Annotated in this window: 16 protein-coding genes and 1 pseudogene; 11 read left to right on the top strand and 6 right to left on the bottom strand. The window is 71.6% G+C overall.

The window, feature by feature from the left end:
• The first annotated feature begins 4 nt into the window (after positions 1-4).
• Positions 5-610: a GNAT family protein gene (locus tag AB0877_RS14785; protein ID WP_366609085.1), complete on the top strand. Its 606-nt coding sequence runs from the start codon at positions 5-7 to the stop codon at positions 608-610.
• On the opposite strand, the pseudogene AB0877_RS14780 reads toward AB0877_RS14785, so the two are convergent.
• Both AB0877_RS14780 and AB0877_RS14775 read right to left on the bottom strand, forming a co-directional pair.
• Positions 585-1,600: pseudogene (locus AB0877_RS14780) on the bottom strand (ATP-binding protein). The gene AB0877_RS14785 and the pseudogene AB0877_RS14780 sit on opposite strands and share 26 nt — an antisense overlap.
• Complete coding sequence (locus AB0877_RS14775; RefSeq protein ID WP_366609084.1) at positions 1,593-2,288, bottom strand: response regulator transcription factor; 696 nt, start codon at positions 2,286-2,288, stop codon at positions 1,593-1,595. Before AB0877_RS14775 ends, AB0877_RS14780 begins: the two are co-directional and overlap by 8 nt.
• 159 nt (positions 2,289-2,447) lie before the next feature.
• On the opposite strand from AB0877_RS14775, the gene AB0877_RS14770 reads away from it, so the two are divergent.
• Positions 2,448-3,527, top strand: coding sequence for an NAD-dependent epimerase/dehydratase family protein (locus tag AB0877_RS14770; protein ID WP_366609083.1), 1,080 nt, complete (start codon positions 2,448-2,450; stop codon positions 3,525-3,527).
• Here the strand turns inward: AB0877_RS14770 and AB0877_RS14765 are convergent.
• On the bottom strand, positions 3,499-4,854 hold the full coding sequence (locus AB0877_RS14765; RefSeq protein WP_366609082.1) for a hypothetical protein: 1,356 nt from the start codon (positions 4,852-4,854) through the stop codon (positions 3,499-3,501). The genes AB0877_RS14770 and AB0877_RS14765 overlap by 29 nt on opposite strands.
• Before the next feature lie 156 nt (positions 4,855-5,010).
• Between AB0877_RS14765 and AB0877_RS14760 the strand changes: the two genes are divergently transcribed.
• From AB0877_RS14760 to AB0877_RS14720, 9 genes are all read left to right on the top strand, one after another.
• Positions 5,011-5,691 (top strand): glycosyltransferase family 2 protein, encoded by a 681-nt coding sequence (locus tag AB0877_RS14760; protein WP_366609081.1) that lies wholly within the window; start codon positions 5,011-5,013, stop codon positions 5,689-5,691.
• Positions 5,688-6,368: a DUF2064 domain-containing protein gene (locus AB0877_RS14755; RefSeq protein WP_366609080.1), complete on the top strand. Its 681-nt coding sequence runs from the start codon at positions 5,688-5,690 to the stop codon at positions 6,366-6,368. The genes AB0877_RS14760 and AB0877_RS14755 overlap by 4 nt, the downstream gene beginning before the upstream one ends.
• Before the next feature lie 122 nt (positions 6,369-6,490).
• Positions 6,491-7,078: a class I SAM-dependent methyltransferase gene (locus AB0877_RS14750; protein ID WP_366609412.1), complete on the top strand. Its 588-nt coding sequence runs from the start codon at positions 6,491-6,493 to the stop codon at positions 7,076-7,078.
• Positions 7,075-8,241, top strand: coding sequence for a molybdopterin-dependent oxidoreductase (locus AB0877_RS14745; RefSeq protein ID WP_366609079.1), 1,167 nt, complete (start codon positions 7,075-7,077; stop codon positions 8,239-8,241). Before AB0877_RS14750 ends, AB0877_RS14745 begins: the two co-directional genes overlap by 4 nt.
• On the top strand, positions 8,238-8,663 hold the full coding sequence (locus AB0877_RS14740; protein WP_366609078.1) for a hypothetical protein: 426 nt from the start codon (positions 8,238-8,240) through the stop codon (positions 8,661-8,663). The genes AB0877_RS14745 and AB0877_RS14740 overlap by 4 nt, the downstream gene beginning before the upstream one ends.
• A 43-nt stretch (positions 8,664-8,706) precedes the next feature.
• On the top strand, positions 8,707-9,534 hold the full coding sequence (locus tag AB0877_RS14735) for an S-methyl-5'-thioadenosine phosphorylase (protein ID WP_366609077.1): 828 nt from the start codon (positions 8,707-8,709) through the stop codon (positions 9,532-9,534).
• Between the two features lie 66 nt (positions 9,535-9,600).
• Positions 9,601-10,197, top strand: a complete 597-nt coding sequence (locus AB0877_RS14730) for a DM13 domain-containing protein (protein WP_366609076.1) — start codon at positions 9,601-9,603, stop codon at positions 10,195-10,197.
• A gap of 276 nt (positions 10,198-10,473) precedes the next feature.
• The gene (locus AB0877_RS14725) at positions 10,474-11,838 is read left to right on the top strand and encodes a ricin-type beta-trefoil lectin domain protein (RefSeq protein ID WP_366609075.1); all 1,365 of its coding nucleotides are present in this window, start codon (positions 10,474-10,476) and stop codon (positions 11,836-11,838) included.
• Between the two features lie 119 nt (positions 11,839-11,957).
• Positions 11,958-13,244, top strand: coding sequence for a ricin-type beta-trefoil lectin domain protein (locus AB0877_RS14720; protein WP_366609411.1), 1,287 nt, complete (start codon positions 11,958-11,960; stop codon positions 13,242-13,244).
• A gap of 52 nt (positions 13,245-13,296) precedes the next feature.
• Here the strand turns inward: AB0877_RS14720 and AB0877_RS14715 are convergent, their stop codons facing one another.
• Genes AB0877_RS14715 through AB0877_RS14705 form a run of 3 tightly spaced genes read right to left on the bottom strand, consistent with a single transcriptional unit; the run spans position 13,297 to position 15,928 of the window.
• Positions 13,297-13,506 (bottom strand): AtzH-like domain-containing protein, encoded by a 210-nt coding sequence (locus AB0877_RS14715; RefSeq protein ID WP_366609074.1) that lies wholly within the window; start codon positions 13,504-13,506, stop codon positions 13,297-13,299.
• Positions 13,496-15,154, bottom strand: coding sequence for a thiamine pyrophosphate-dependent enzyme (locus AB0877_RS14710; protein ID WP_366609073.1), 1,659 nt, complete (start codon positions 15,152-15,154; stop codon positions 13,496-13,498). Before AB0877_RS14710 ends, AB0877_RS14715 begins: the two co-directional genes overlap by 11 nt.
• Positions 15,155-15,166: 12 nt before the next feature.
• Entirely contained in the window at positions 15,167-15,928 is a 762-nt protein-coding gene (locus AB0877_RS14705) for a cyclase family protein (protein ID WP_366609072.1), read from the bottom strand.
• Positions 15,929-15,931 lie beyond the last annotated feature (3 nt).

The following is a 15,931-nucleotide window of genomic DNA, read 5'->3' as shown; positions in this document are numbered from 1 at the left end:
CCTCATGGCGAACACCACCCTACGCACTGAACGCCTCGAGCTTCGCCCGGTGCGCGACGAGGACGTCGACCGGATCCTGGAGTACCGCAACCTGCCGCAGGTAAGGCGCTGGCTACTCCGTACCCAGGTCGACCCTGCGTCCTTCCGCGCGGCGTGGCGACGCGCGGCCACGGACCCCGACGACCACAGCATGGCGGCCACGCTCGACGGCGTGGTGATCGGCACCGTCTCGCTCGACGTCGTCGACGGCATGGGTCAACCCGGCATGCCACCACGGACCGAGGCCCACCTCGGCTACATCTTCGATCCAGCCTACGGTGGAAACGGGTACGCGACCGAGGCCGTCACAGCGGTGGTGGCGTACGCATTCGACCGGCTGGGCATTCGGAGAATCACCGCCGGCTGCTTCGCGGACAACCTCGCCTCGGCGCGAATCCTCGAGAAGGTCGGCATGCGCCGTGAACAGTACGGCGTCGGCGATTCCTGGCACGCCGAACTGGGCTGGGTCGACGGCTGCACCTACGCCCTCCTCGCCGAGGGCTGGCCGGTGGTGGCGGCCCTCGACCAGCCAGCGAATGGTCGTCTCAGGCGGTCGCCAGGCGGACCATGAACTGGCAGCCGTCGGGGTGTTGCGCACCTCGACCCGACCGCCGTGCGCCTCCACCAGGCCATGGACGATGGCCAGGCCGAGCCCTCCGGACGCCCCACCGTCGCCGGGGCCGGGCGTGCGGGCCGGTTCACCGCGGAACGCGATGTCGAACAGGCGGGGAAGGTCCGCCGGCGGGATGCCGCCACAGGTGTCGGCGACCGACAGCCAGGCGTGGTCGTCCTCCCGGCCGGCTTCGATGCGTACGGTGCCGTCCTCCGGGGTGTAGCGGACCGCGTTGAGCAGCAGGTTGGCCACGACCCGGGCCAGCTCCGGTTCGCTGGCGGCGACCGTGGGCCACCCCGACTCGCTGGCGATCAGCTTGATCCGGCGAGCGTCGGCCAACGGGGTGGTGCTGGCCAGCGCGTCCGAGACCACCTCCCCGAGCGGCACCGCCGTCAACGACAACCGCAACGCTCCCGCGTTGATCCGGGACAGCTCGAACAGGTCGTCGACGAGTCGGGTCATCCGATCGGTCTCCAGTCGGATGCGTCGGTGGTACTCGTCGACCGTGTCCGGATCACGAACCACCCGGTCCTCCAGCGCCTCCGCCATGGCCCTCAGCCCGGCGAGCGGGGTCCGCAGGTCGTGGGAGACCCAGGCGACCAGGTCGCGTCGGCCCTTCTCCAGTTGCCGTTCCCGCTCCCGGGCCTGGTCGCGCCAGACCGCGGCGCGGGCCAGTCGCCGGCCCACGTGCCCGCCGACGGCGAGGCTGACCACCGCCGCCGCCGCGACGGTGATCAGGACCACCTCAAGGTCGTGCGCGGAGAGGAACATCGCTTCCGCGACCGCCATCACCCCGACGGCGACGGCGACCACGGTGGTGGCCAGCAGCACGTTGAGGTGCACGGTGATCGAGCTGCGTCGCAGGGCGCGGAGCAGCACCGCACCGGCGAGCCCGATGCCGAGTGCCGCGCCGAGGGCGATCGCGAAGATCAGGACGATGTCACGCACTGGCTGGCTCGTACCGGTAGCCGACACCCCAGACGGTCACGATCCGCCGCGGATCGGCCGGGTTGGCCTCGATCTTCTCCCGCAGCCGGCGGACGTGCACTGTCACCGTCGAGTGGTCCCCGAAGTTCCAGCCCCAGACCTGCTCGAGAAGTTCGGCCCGGCCGAAGACCCGGGCGGGATGCCGCATGAGGTGGACGAGCAGGTCGAATTCGCGCAACGTCAGAGCCAGATCCGCACCGGCGCGAGCTGCGGTCCGGGAGGCCGTGTGCACCACCAGGTCACCGTCGGTGAGCGCCTCCGGCCGCTCCGGTGGAATCGCGCCGCCGGCGCGACGGAGCACCGAACGGACCCGCAGCACCAGTTCCCGGGGTGAGAAGGGCTTGGTCAGATAGTCGTCCGCGCCGAGTTGCAGCCCGAGGATCCGGTCGGCCTCGTCACCGCGCGCGGTGAGCATGACGATCGGTACGCCGTCCGGCCGTACCCGCAGCGCCCGGCACACCTCGAGGCCGTTGACCAGCGGCAGCATCAGGTCGAGCACGACCAGGTCGGGTGCCTGCCGCTCCACGGCCGCCAGCGCCGCCGCGCCGTCCGCCACGAGGCTCACCTGGAAGCCGTCGTTCTCGAGGTAGCGGCGGATGACGTCGCTCACGGTCTGATCGTCGTCGACCACCAGCACGCGCTGCGTCACGGGCCTTCCCCGTTCCGCCCCGTCAACGTCTCCCCCAGATGTCCATCGGCCCAGCCTAGCCAGGTGGCAGACTCCGCCCGGACCAGCAAACCTTGCGAGGTTCTTACGGCTGCGCGCGGAAGCCCGCCCAGGCGTACGTGAGGTCATACGGTGACCGGAATGCGGATCCTTGTCACCGGTGCGGCCGGGTTCATCGGCTCCCACATCGTCGACCTGCTCACCGACGACGGGCACGAGGTGGTGGCCGTGGACGCGCTCCTGCCCGAGGCGCACGCTGCGACGGCGCCGCCCTGGACCGAACGGCACGACCTGGTGGTCGGCGACGTCCGCGACAACGACCTGCTGACCCGGCTACTGACCGGGGTCGACGCGGTCTGCCATCAGGCGGCCATGGTCGGCCACGGCCTCGACCCCGCCGACGCTCCCCGGTACGCCGCGCACAACGACCTCGGCACGGCCACCCTCCTCGCGGCGATGCACGCCGCCGGGGTGCGCCGACTGGCGCTGGCCAGCTCGATGGTGGTCTACGGCGAGGGCCGCTACCACTGCCGGACCCACGGCATCGTCCGGCCTGCCCACCGACGGGTGGCCGACCTGGCCGAGGGCCGGTACGAGCCGACCTGCCCTCGCTGCGATCATGCGCTCTCCCCCGGTCTCGTACCCGAGGACGCGCCGCTGGAGCCGAACAGCACGTACGCCGCCACCAAGCTGGCCCAGGAACACCTCGCCGGTGCCTGGGCCCGGCAGACCGGCGGATCGGTCTGGGCCCTGCGTTATCACAACGTCTACGGTCCGCGAATGCCCCGTGACACCCCGTATTCGGGGGTCGCGTCGATATTCCGGTCGGCCCTGGCCGCCGGACGACCGCCCCGGGTGCTGGAGGACGGCCGGCAACGGCGCGATTTCGTGCACGTGACCGACGTGGCCGCCGCCAATCTGCTGGCCCTCACGACACCGGCACCGGATCCCCTGACCCCGATCAACGTCTGCTCGGGTGAACCACACACCGTCGGCGAGTTGGCCCACGAGCTGGCGTCGGCGATGGGCGGGCCGCCGCCGGTCACGGTCGGGGGCGGACGGGCGGCGGACGTACGGCACGTCGTGGCCGATCCGGCGCGCGCCGCCCGGGTGCTCGGTTACACCGCCCGGGTCGGCTTCGCCGATGGCATCGCCGATTTCACCGACGCGGTGATGCGGGATCCGGCATCGGTCACGACACGGTCCACAGTAGGTGGTTGACGGCGAGAGCCGTGGCGGCCTGGGCGGCCAACCACCACCGTCGGTGAGCGTGGGGCAGGTGCGCGGTCGCGACCAGCAGCCAGACGGCGAACGGTAGCCAGATCCGTTCGACCTCGGCCTTGCTGAGCCCGGACAGGTCCGCCGCGAGCACCGCCGCCGTCGCCGCGATGGGCAACCACACAGTGGGTCCGGCGCTGACGATCCGCTGCCGGAGGGCCGTGGCGAGCGGTGGGCGCGGTGCGTGGGGCGACACGGCGGCCACCGCCCGGCGCAGCGCCGGCCCGACCACCGGGCCGGCCGAGAGCAGCAGGGCGGCGAGATTCGCCCAGACCCAGTAACCGTACGGGCGCTCCGCCGCCCAGCCCTGGTAGTAGCGACGCGCCACCAGGTGGTAGCCGTCCAGCCACCAGAAGCCGGCGAGGGTGAACACGGCGACGATGGCCGCGACCGCCGTCGCCGCGACCAGGAGCACGTTGAGGCGATCCCGCGCCCGGAGCAGAACCACCGTCAACGCGAGCAACCCGACCAGGACGAACCCGTACGACAGGTAGAGCGCGAAGCCGAGGAGCAACCCGCCCAGGGCGGCACCGGGTCGACCACCCACCGCCAGCAGCGCCAACCCGGCCGCGACCACCGCGGCGAAGATCCCGTCCGCGGACGCGCCCACCCACACCGCCCCCGGCAGGAGCACCAGGAACGGCCACACCGCACGGGCCGCGTCCTCGACGCCGAGTGCCCGCAACGTCACCGGAACCGACACCGACACCGTGGCACCGAGGAGCACGCAGGCGAGCCCGGCGGCGGTCCCGCCGCCCAGGCCGATCCGTTCCAACCAGACGAAGATCAGCAACGCCCCGGGTGGATGAGCGGCGGCGTGGGTGGACCACGAATCGGGCTGGAAGTCCAGAATCCGGTCGGCGAAGCCGGACAGCATGACGCCGACGTCCGTCACCCGGGGCACCTCGTGCAGGTACTCGGCCTGCACGGTGAGCCGCTCGGTCAACCCCGCGGACCAGCCGTCCACCAGTGCCAGCGACAGCGTCCAGAGCAGCGAGGCGAGATAGCCGACCGCCAGCAGCCGCGGCCACGGCGTGTCGGTCGCCCAGCGCACGCCCCGCCAGACGAACAGCGCCGCGACGAGCAACGCGGCGGGGGTACCGAGCCCCAGATGGGGCTGCCAACTGGCGTAGAGCGGCGCCGCGTCGGCGTGCAGCCGTACGCCCTGATGGTTGAGCAGGGCGCCGACGGCGACAGCGACGGCGAGCACCGCCACCTCGACGGCGAGGACGATCTGGTCGGCGGACCGGGTTCGTCCCGGCCGGGTCATCATGGTCATGGTGACGGCCGACCTTACGGCCTCCCGCCAGGCATTCGGCTGCCCGAAGGTGACACGTCAGCGAGTCGTAAGATCCGTTGCCGCGTAAGCGATTCGTAAGGGGAAACCGCGGTCCGGACGGCCGGTGGCGGGCCTAGCGTCGCCGGTATGCACACACCGATCGACGTCGTGCTGCCGTGTCTGGACGAGGCGGCCGCACTGCCTGCCGTACTGAGCGGGCTACCGCCCGGCTACCGCGCCATCGTGGTCGACAACGGCTCCACCGACGGTTCGCCGGTCGTCGCGGCCGAGCACGGGGCCCGGGTCGTCCACGAGCAGCGACGCGGGTACGGCGCGGCGGTGCACGCCGGCCTGCTGGCCGCGGAGGCGGATCTGGTCTGCGTGCTCGACGCGGACGGCTCGTTCGACCCGGCCGAGTTGCCCAGGCTCGTCTCGGCGGTGCACGACGGGCGGGCCGATCTCGCCGTCGGGCGTCGTCGGCCGGTCTCCGCGAAGGCCTGGCCATGGCATGCCCGAGCGGGGAACGCGGTGATTGCCGCCCTGTTGCGGCGTCGCGGCGTGCCGGTGTACGACATCAGCCCGATCCGGGTCGCCCGCCGGACGGCGCTGCTGGGCCTCGGTGTCGACGACCGCGCGTTCGGCTACCCCCTGGAGTTGCTGCTGCGCGCGGCCGGAGCGGGCTGGCGGATCCTCGAACTGGACGTCGCGTACGCGCCCCGCGCCGCCGGCACCACGTCGAAGGTCTCCGGGTCGGTCCGGGGCACGTGGCGGGCGACCCGGGACTTCGCCGGAGTGCTGCGCGCCGACGCCGCCGGTGGTGGCCGGTGAACGTCCTGCTGCTGGTCGCGAAGGCACCGGTCCCCGGGCTGGCCAAGACGCGCCTCTGCCCGCCCGCCGATCCCACCCAGGCGGCCCGGATCGCTGCGGCGTCGCTGTTGGACACCCTCGCGGCGGTGCGCGCCACCGCCTCGACCATTCCCGTGTTGGCCCACACCGGTCGATTCGCTGATGCCGAGTACCGCGCGGAGCTGACCGCCGCGCTGGCGGGTTGGCACCTGCTTCCGCAACGCGGCGACACGTTCGCCGACCGCATCGCGAACGCCCACGCCGACACCGCCGCGGCGTTTCCCGGCCGGCCGGTGCTGCAGATCGGCATGGACACCCCGCAGATCGGGCCGGCCCTGCTCAGCACCGCGCTGGACCGGCTCGCCGAACACGAGGCGGTGTTCGGGCCGGCGCTGGACGGCGGCTGGTGGGCGCTCGGGTTACGCGATTCGAGGTACGCGAGCGCGGTACGCGAGGTACCCATGTCGACCGACGACACCGGACGCCGCACCCTCGCCGCGTTGCGCGGGCACGGCGTGCAACCGGCGATCCTGCCCGTGCAGCGCGACGTCGACGACTGGTCGACGGCGCTGGCCGTCGCGGCCGACCTACCCGGCACCCGGTTCGCGGATGCGGTCGCGTCGGTGGGTGGCCAACTGCTGAGCGGACACCCCCGGTGAGTTCGACTGTCAGCCTCGACGGGTTCGATGTGGTGCTGAGCAGAATCGGCGGCTGGTCCGCCGACGATGACGCCCGTGGCAGACCGGTCGGCCCGAGGTCTGCCACCCAACCCGACCACTGGCTGGTGCACACCGACGGGCGACGCGACCTGTTGCCGGTACGGCGCTGGCACGGGTCACCGGAGCCGGCCATCGAGTCCGTCGCCGCACGCTGCACGGGGCCCACGATCGATCTCGGCTGCGGCCCCGGACGGGTGACCATGGCGCTCGCTCGCCGCGGCCTCGTCGCACTGGGGGTGGACATCTCCGCCGAGGCGGTTCGCCTGACCCAGGGCCGCGGGGTGGTCGCCCTGCGACGCGACGTCTTCGAACCCCTTCCCGGGGAGGGAAGGTGGGCGCACGCCCTGCTCATCGACGGCAACATCGGCATCGGTGGCGACCCGGTCCGCCTGCTGCGCCGGTGCGGCACCCTGATCGCGGCCGACGGAACGCTGGTGGTCGAGGTGGAACCCCCGGGGGTCGGGCTGTGGCAGGGGCGGGCGTACGTCGTGTCCGGGTCGTCGGGCGATCGGGAACCGCGCGGACCGGTGTTTGCCTGGGCGCGGGTCGGGTCGGAGGCGGTGGCAGTAGCCGCCGCCGCTGCCGGCCTGCGGGTCGTCGACCGTTTCCGGTTCGGTCCGCGCTGGTTCGCCGAGTTGGCGCGCTCATGATCCGCCGGCCCCGCGTCCCCGTACCCGAGGACTTCACCGCACCCACGCACTCACCGCTGGTCGCCGCGCGGCTCGGTCTCTGGCTCGGGGTGGCGTTCGGGCTGTGTTTCGGCACCGGCCTGCTGAGTCACTACATCCAGCACCCGCCAGGCTGGTTCACCTGGCCGACCCGACCGGTCGACCTGTACCGGGTCACCCAGGGCGTTCACGTGCTCTCCGGTGTCGCCGCGATCCCGTTGCTGCTGGCCAAGCTGTGGGGCGTCTACCCCCGGCTGTTCGTCCGTCCGCCCCTACGTCAGCCGATCCGGTTGACCGCCCACGCCCTCGAACGGATATCCGTCCTGGTGCTGGTGTGCGCGGCCTTCTTCGAACTGGTCACGGGCCTGTTCAACGTCGCCCAGTCGTACCCGTGGGGGTTCTTCTTCCCGACGGCGCACTACGCGGTCGCCTGGCTGGTGGCGGGCGCGATGCTGCTGCACATCGCGGTGAAGCTCCCGATCGCTCGCGCGGCGCTGGGCACCCCACTGCGGCGCAGCAGAGCGCCGCGGGCTGCGACACCGGGGGCTGACGACCGGGACTCGTCCGAGCGACGCGCGTTCCTGCGTACCTCGGCGGGCGTCGCCGGCATCGCCGTGCTGGCCACCGCCGGGGTCACCGTGCCGTGGCTACGTCGGGTGTCACCGCTGGCGTGGCGTTCCGCGTCCGGGCCGCAGGGTGTACCGATCAACCGCACGGCCGCTGCCGCGCACATCGCCGTTCCCCCGGACTGGCGACTGGAGATCGTCTGGCCGGGCGGGCGGGGCAGCCTGTCCCTGGCGGACCTGGCGGCCCTGCCGCAACTGACGGCGGAACTGCCGATCGCCTGTGTCGAGGGCTGGAGCGCCTCGGCCCGCTGGACCGGTGTGCCCGTCGTCGAGTTGCTGCGCCGGGCCGGCGCACCGACCGGCCGACCGGTTCGGGTCACCTCCCTGGAGACCGAGGGCCTGTACGCGGCCAGCACACTGCCCGCGGCCCACGCCCGCGACCCGCTGACCCTGCTCGCCCTGCGGATCAACGGCGAGCAACTGTCGCCCGACCACGGTTACCCCTGCCGACTCATCGCGCCGAGCCGGCCGGGCGTCCTGCAGACCAAGTGGGTGGCACGGCTGGAGGTGTTGCGGTGAGAACCGTCCGGCTGATCCTGTTCGTGGTCGGTGCCGCGGTCACCGCGTACGGCGGTTGGTTGCTCCTCCCCCAGCTCGACACCGCCCTGCCGTGGCTGATCGGCGGCCCGGTGCTGCACGACGTCCTGGTGGCGCCGCTGGTCGGACTGGTCGGGCTGGCGCTGGGCCGACTGGTGAGGAACCGCCTACGCCTGGCCTGGATCGTCGCGGGTCTGCTGGCCAGCGCCACGTTGCTGCTGATCGCGGTGCCCCTGCTGTGGCGGCCACCCTCGGCGCCGCCGAACCCGGGCCTACCGGACCGCGACTACCCGCTGGGGCTCGCTGTCGGGCTGGCGGTGGTCTGGACCGTGATCGTGGTCGTCCTGGTCGTCGCCACCACCGTCGACAGACGTGTCGCGAGCCGACGAGCCGACCGTCGCTGAGCCGGCCCAGTCGTTCTTCACTGTTCGTCCAGGAGGGGTAAACATGTCAGCGGGAGACATCAGCACCACCGGTCGCCCACCGGTCGGCGTGATCGGCGGATCCGGGTTCTACGAGTTCCTCGACGACGTCGCCGAGGTCACCGTCGACACACCGTACGGGCCGCCGAGCGACGCGCTGTCCGTCGGCAGTGTCGGCGGGCGGCCGGTGGTGTTCCTGCCCCGCCACGGACGCCGGCACACCCTCCCCCCACACCGGATCAACTACCGGGCCAATCTGTGGGCGCTGCGCGCGCTCGGCGTCCGCCAGGTGCTCGCACCGGGTGCCGTGGGCGGCCTGCGACCGGATCTGGGCCCGGGGACCCTCGTCGTACCGGACCAACTGGTCGACCGAACCAGCGGCCGGGAGCAGACCTACTACGACGGACAGCCGCGCGCGGACGGGGAGCCCTCCCCGGTCGTTCACGTTCCCTTCGCCGATCCCTACTGTCCGGTCGGACGAGCCACGGTCCTCGACGCCGCCCGATCCGCCGGTTGGCAGCCGGTCGACGGGGCAACGATGGTCGTCATCGAGGGGCCCCGGTTCTCCACCCGTGCCGAGTCGCTGTGGTACGGCCGGCAGGGCTGGTCGGTCGTCGGCATGACCGGTCACCCGGAGGCGGTGCTGGCCCGCGAACTGGCACTGTGTTACACCGCGCTCTCCCTGGTGACCGACCTCGACTCGGGCGTCGAGGTCGGTCAGGGCGTGACTCAGCAGGAGGTGTTCGCGGTCTTCGCCCGGAACATCGAGCGCCTGCGCCTCCTGCTCGGCGACGCGGTGCAGACGTTGCCGGAGGGCCGGGAAGGCTGCCGGTGCGAACAGGCGCTGGCGTGACCGTCGTAAGAGTTCCGAAATGGTTCGCGAACAGTTCGACGACGGCTGCGGCCGTACGCTGCGGTGATGGGAAAACGGATGTTCCGGTCGCCGGTGGCCCGAGCCGGTCTCGCCTGTGCTGTCGTGGTGTCGACGCTGGCCCTGTACTGGTTTCAGCCGTGGAAGCTCGTCACCGACACCTACGTCGACGAGGCTGTTCCCGGCATCGCGACGACATCTGTCACCCCGACCCCGTCGTCCGCGAGCCCGGCCCCGGCGGCGTCGGCAGCCACTCCGGCCCCTGCGGCGTCGACATCCACCCCGGCGGCGAACGAGATCCTGACCGCCGGCGAGTTCGTCACGCATGAGCACCGGACGACCGGCAGCGCCGAGATCCACCGGCTCGCCGACGGGCGCCACCAGCTCGTGATCCGCGACCTGGACACGTCGAACGGCCCGGACCTGCGAGTGTGGCTGACCGACCAACCGGTCATCCGGGGCACGGCCGGCTGGCGGGTGTTCGACGACGGCGAATGGGTCGAGCTGGCCAAGCTCAAGGGCAACAAGGGCAACCAGGTGTACGAGCTGCCGGCATCGGTGAATCCAGGCGACTTCCGAAGCGTCTCCATCTGGTGCAAGCGGTTCGCGGTCTCCTTCGGCGCGGCTGATCTCACGAGCGCCTGACCGACCCGACCGGGTCGCAACCTGCCGGACACGGCATTGACATCTTTCACTGCTCGATCTAGCGTCGGGACGAATCGATTCGACGCCGAGCCAGGTGCTCCGGCACCGTCGGTCGAACGGTCTCGTGATGTTTGGGCGCACGAGGTGACCACTGTCGAATCGATCGTCGGGTGGTCCCGCGTGGGCGGCGAGACCAGCGGCGGAAACCTGCGTCGATGAGCCGGTCGGCCGTGGACCCCTTTCAACCAGTTCGTGCCGAATGGCGGGAGCCCCTTCATGACAAGACGTAGACCCATCCTTGGATTGCTCGCGACGGCGGCGGCCGTCGTCGTGACCGTGAGCGCAGGGGCACTGGCCGGTGGCCTGAGCACCACCGCGTCGGCCGCGGACATCGGAGCGGCCGCGGCGACGGCCGGGTGCGGCAAGGCGCCCACGCTGACCAGTGGCCAGCGGACCATTCAGAGCAACGGCCAGAACCGCAGCTTCATCCTCAGGATCCCCGACAACTACGACAGGAACCACCCCTACCGGTTGATCTTCGGGTTCCACTGGAACGGCGGCACCGCGAACGATGTCGACGGCGGCGGGGCCGACGGGGCGGCCTGGTCCTACTACGGGCTACGGCAGCAGGCGAACAACAGCACCATCTTCGTCGCTCCCCAGGGCAACGGGAACGGCTGGGCCAACCCCGGCGGTCAGGACGTCACCTTCGTCGACAACATGATCAGCCTGATCGAGGCCGATCTGTGTGTCGAGACCACCCAGCGTTTCGCGCTCGGTTTCAGCTACGGCGGGGGCATGAGCTACTCGCTGGCCTGTTCCCGGCCGGGTGTCTTCCGCGCTGTCGCGGTCTACTCGGGTGGGCAGCTCAGCGGGTGCAGCGGCGGGACCCAGCCGGTCGCGTACATGGGAATCCACGGCCTCGGGGACTCGGTGCTCAACATCTCCGCCGGACGGTCCCTGCGTGACCGGTTCGTCCAGAACAACGGGTGCACCGCCCAGAGCCCACCCGAACCGAGGGCCGGCAGTCTGACCCACATCACCACCACCTACTCCGGCTGCCGGTCCGGCTATCCGGTGGTCTGGGCAGCCTTCGACGGCGGGCACACCCCCGGCCCGGTGGACGGCGGCGGAGACAGCGGCGCCAGGACCTGGACCAAGGGCGAGGTGTGGAGGTTCTTCACCCAGTTCGGCGGCACCGATCCCACGTCGCCGCCGACCACCCCGCCACCGACCACCCCGCCGCCGTCGAGCGACACGTCGGCCCTGCGCAGCACGTCCTCCGGACGCTGCCTCGACGTCAACGGCGGCTCGCAGGCCAACGGCGCGGCGGCGATCATCTGGGACTGCCACGGTCAGAGCAACCAGAGCTGGACCTCGACCGCCGCACAGGAACTGCGCGTCTTTGGCGGCAAGTGCCTCGACGTCAACGGCGCCAGCACCGCGAACGGCAGCTCGGTGATCATTTGGGACTGCAACGGCCAGTCCAACCAGAAGTGGCGGTTCAACGCCGACGGCTCGATCACCGGAGTTGGTTCGAGCCGCTGCCTCACCATGGTCGGCAACGGCACGGCCAACGGCACGCGCGTGCAGATCTCCGACTGCACCGGCGCGGCCAACCAACGCTGGAGCCGGAGTTGAGCCCGACGAGGTTCCCGCAGCGGGGACCGGTCCAACGGATGTTCGACAACCCGCAGGGAGGCGCGACCGTGCCGCTTCGCAAACTCTCCGGCCCCTGGCTGGGCGCAGCCATGGCGGTCATGGTCCTGATCGCCGTCGGAATGTACGTTCTCACGACCGTCGCACCGGCGGCGGCGGCCACCACCGCCGGCTGCGGCAAGGCGCCCGGGCTGAACAGTGGCACCCACACCATCCAGAGCAGCGGAAAGACCCGCAGTTTCATCCTCCGGCTGCCGGACAGCTACAACAACACCTACGCCCACCGGCTGGCCTTCGGGTTCCACTGGCTGGGCGGCACCGCCAGTCAGGTGGCCTCGGGTGGAAGCGACGGTGCGGCGTGGGCCTACTACGGCATGCAGTCGCAGGCGAACAACAGCACCATCTTCGTCGCCCCACAGGGCCTCAACAACGGCTGGGGCAACTCCAACGGTGAAGACGTCACCTTCACCGACGACATGATCCGCATGATCGACAACGCGCTCTGCGTCGACACCACCCAACGCTTCTCGGTCGGGTTCAGCTACGGCGGCGCGATGAGCTACTCGTTGGCGTGCTCCCGACCGACGGTGTTCCGGGCGGTCGCGGCCATCGCGGCCCCGGGGGCGATCAGTGGATGCAGCGGCGGCACCGGACCGGTCGCGTACCTGGGGATCCACGGCATCAACGACAACATCCCCAGCGGACGGTCGCTGCGCGACCGGTTCGTCCGCAACAACGGATGCGCCGCACAGAGCCCGCCCGAGCCGAGGGCTGGCAGCCTGACCCACATCACCACCGCGTACTCCTGCCAGCCCGGATACCCGGTGCTCTGGGCCGCCTTCGACGGTGGCCACCAGCAGGGCCCGGTGGACGGTTGCGCCGGCTGTGAGAGCGGCGCACGGAGCTGGGTCAAGCAGGAGGTGTGGAACTTCTTCGCCCAGTTCGGGTCCACCGTGCCACCCACCACTCCCCCGCCGTCGACCCCGCCGCCCGGCCAGCAGAACGTGCTGATCGCCAGCAGCCCGGCCAACCGGTGCATCGACATTCCCAACTCGAGCACGACCAACGGTGCTCGTCCGCAACTGTGGGACTGTCACGGCGGCACCAACCAGCGTTGGACCTACACCGCCAACCGCACGCTGACCGTGTACGGCAACAAGTGCCTGGACGCCAGCGGAGCGGGCAGCAGCAACGGCACCGCGGTCATCATCTGGGACTGCAACGGCCAGGCCAACCAGCAGTGGAACCTGAACGCCAACGGCACCATCACCGGCGTCCAGTCGGGGCTGTGCCTCGACGCCATCGCATCGGGTACGGCCAACGGGACACAACTTCACCTCTGGGCCTGCCACGGCGGCGCCAACCAGCAGTGGAGCAGGCGCACCTAGCCAGGTCGGAGTACGCGCCGCCCGGAGCAGGACCCGGGCGGCGCGTACGGCGTCAGTCGGTGGCCGCGGCCGAGACGGAGACGTGCGCGGTGACGATCCGCCAGCCGACGGGCAGGCGTACCCAGGTCTGGGTCTGCCGCCCGGTGGTGGCCGTGCCGTCGTACCCGAACCGGGTGGTCACGACCGCCAGGTCCGGGCCGAACGTGGTGATGATCGGGTCGACCAGCCGGCGACCGGCCGGCAACGGTGGCTCAGTGGCCACGAAACGCCTCCTCCAACCACCACGAGCCGCGCGCGGCGCTGACCTTGGCGTCGATCACCAGCGGTCGGGTACGAGGACCAGCGAGCCAGTGGCGTACCGGTTCCAGGTCGTCGACGGTCCGGACGGTCAACCCGTCGCAGCCGTAGCCGCCGGCGATCGCGGCCAGGTCGGTCTCCGGGAAGGTGACCGTCTGCAATGGGTGCCCGTCCGGGCCGAAGTGGTGCACCTCCGCCCCGTACGCCGCGTCGTCGTAGATCACCACGAGCAGGGGTAGCGCCAACCGGACGGCGGTGACCAGTTCGGTGGCGGACATGACGAAGCCACCGTCGCCGACCGCGGCGACGGTGAGCCGGTCCGGGCGGGCGACCGCCGCGCCGAGCGCGCTGGCCAGCCCGAGCCCGACCGACTGGAACGCCTGGGTGAAACAGAATCCGGCCACGTCCGGCACGTCGAGCCACATCGACGGGTAGCCCATGAAGTTGCCGGAGTCGACCACCACCGTCCGGTCGGCCGGCAGCAGGTCGTCCAGGGCGGTCGAAAGGGTCCTCGGGTCGATCGTCGCCGGTGCGCCGGGACGCGCCGGCGCACTCTCGTCCTGGTACGGGACGGTCCGCCAGCGGCCGTGGTCGCGGATCCGCTGGGCCAGCTCCGGCGTACGCCACCCGCCGGTCCCGTCGCCCGCGGGCCCGGCGGCGTCGACGCTCAGCCGAGCGAGCAGCGCCTCGGCGACGGTCGACACCGCGCCGGCCACCGTCAGGTCGACCGGACGGTTCACCCCGAATGCGCCCTGGTCCCGGTCGACCTGGACGACGACCGCGGCGCGCGGGATCAGTTCGCCGTGCCGGGTCGTCCACATGTTCAGCGTGCTGCCCCAGGCGACCACCAGATCCGCCCCGCCGATCAGCTCGGCGGTGAGCGGAGTGGCGAAGCCGCCGGCCACGTCGAGGTTCCACGGGTCCCCGGCGAACAGCCCCTTCGCCGCCGCGGAGACCGCCAGCAACGCGCCGCACGCGTCGGCGAGCCGGATAAGCGGTTCCCGGGCCGACCGGGCGCCCCGACCGGCGATGAAGACCGGTCGACGGGCGGCCCGGAGCGCGGCCAGCAACGGCTCGACGTCCGGGGCGGCGACCGGGGTCGGCACGGTCGCGGGGACCGGGCCGGACCAGCGTTCGGTCACGGCTTGCTGCACCTCCAACGGGAGGCCCAGCAGCACTGTCGCGCCCCGGGCGGCGGCCCGGTACGCCGCGCCCGCGTCCTCGGCCGCCTGCGTCGCGCGTACCCGGTGGAAGTCGGCCCCGACCGCAGCGGCGAGTGCCGGCAGGTCGATGAAGAAGTTCGACCGCGGCGCGGTCGCCTCCGGGGCCAGGACCACCATCGGGGTACGGCTCTTCGCCGCCTCGGTGAGGCCGGTCAGCGCGTTGGTGACGCCGGGGCCCTGGTGCACCGAGAGCAGCCCCACCGTCGCGGCGGTGCGGGCGTACCCGTCGGCCATGCTCGCCGCGCCGCCCTCGTGGGCCGCCGCCACGAACCGGGCGCCGGCCGCGACCAGAGCGTTCGTGACATGAAAGTTGCCACTGCCGACCACCCCGAAGACGTGCCGCGCGCCGTGTCCGTACAGCACCCGACCGACCACCTCGGCTACCCGCATCGGTGCTCCGGCCTACCGTTCGACCAGCGCGAGGACCCGGCACGGGCTGCCCGACCCGGAGACGATGGGCAGCGGCCCGGCGATCACCACCGCGCCGGTCGCCGGCAACTGCGCCAGGTTACGGAGCTGGGTCAGGCCGTACTTGTCCTGACCCAGCAGGAACGAGTGGCACGGGAAGGGCGGATCGAACGAGTGAGCGGCACCCGCGTCGGTCCCGACCGTCTCCACCCCGACGCCCTGGATCGGTGACTCCTCGGCCAGCCAGCGGGCGCACTCCACGGAGATGCCCGGGGTACGCCCGGCGTTGGCGTACCGCTCCGGGTCGTCGCCGTACGCGTCCCACCCGGTGCGGTAGAGCAGCCAGCCACCCCTGGGCAGGGCACCGTGCTCCGCCTCCCACGCCTTGACGTGCTCGACCTCGAGCAGGAAGTCGGGATTCTCGGCAGCGTCGGCGGAGTGGTCGATCACCACCGCCGGGGCGATCAACTGGCTCACCGGAACCTGCGAGACGTCGGCGCCCTGTCGACCGGTGACCCAGTGCACCGGCGCGTCGAAGTGGGTGCCGGTGTGCTCGCCGGTGGAGAAGTTGTTCCAGTACCAGGCCGGACCGTTGTCGTCGTACCGGCTGATCTCGCTGAGTTGAAACGGCCAGGTCTGGCCGAACTGCTCGGGCAGACCCAGGATCGGGGTCTGGTCCGAGAGCGGGGCGGTGAGGTCGACAACCTGGATCCGGCCGCTGGAAAGAGCGGCGACAAACTCCTGCAGCACCGTCATGCG

It is taken from the genome of Micromonospora sp. NPDC047644, from assembly GCF_040704315.1.
Classification (GTDB): domain Bacteria; phylum Actinomycetota; class Actinomycetes; order Mycobacteriales; family Micromonosporaceae; genus Micromonospora.
Note: the sequence above shows the minus strand (reverse complement) of the source record. Positions and strands in the feature narration are given on the sequence as shown.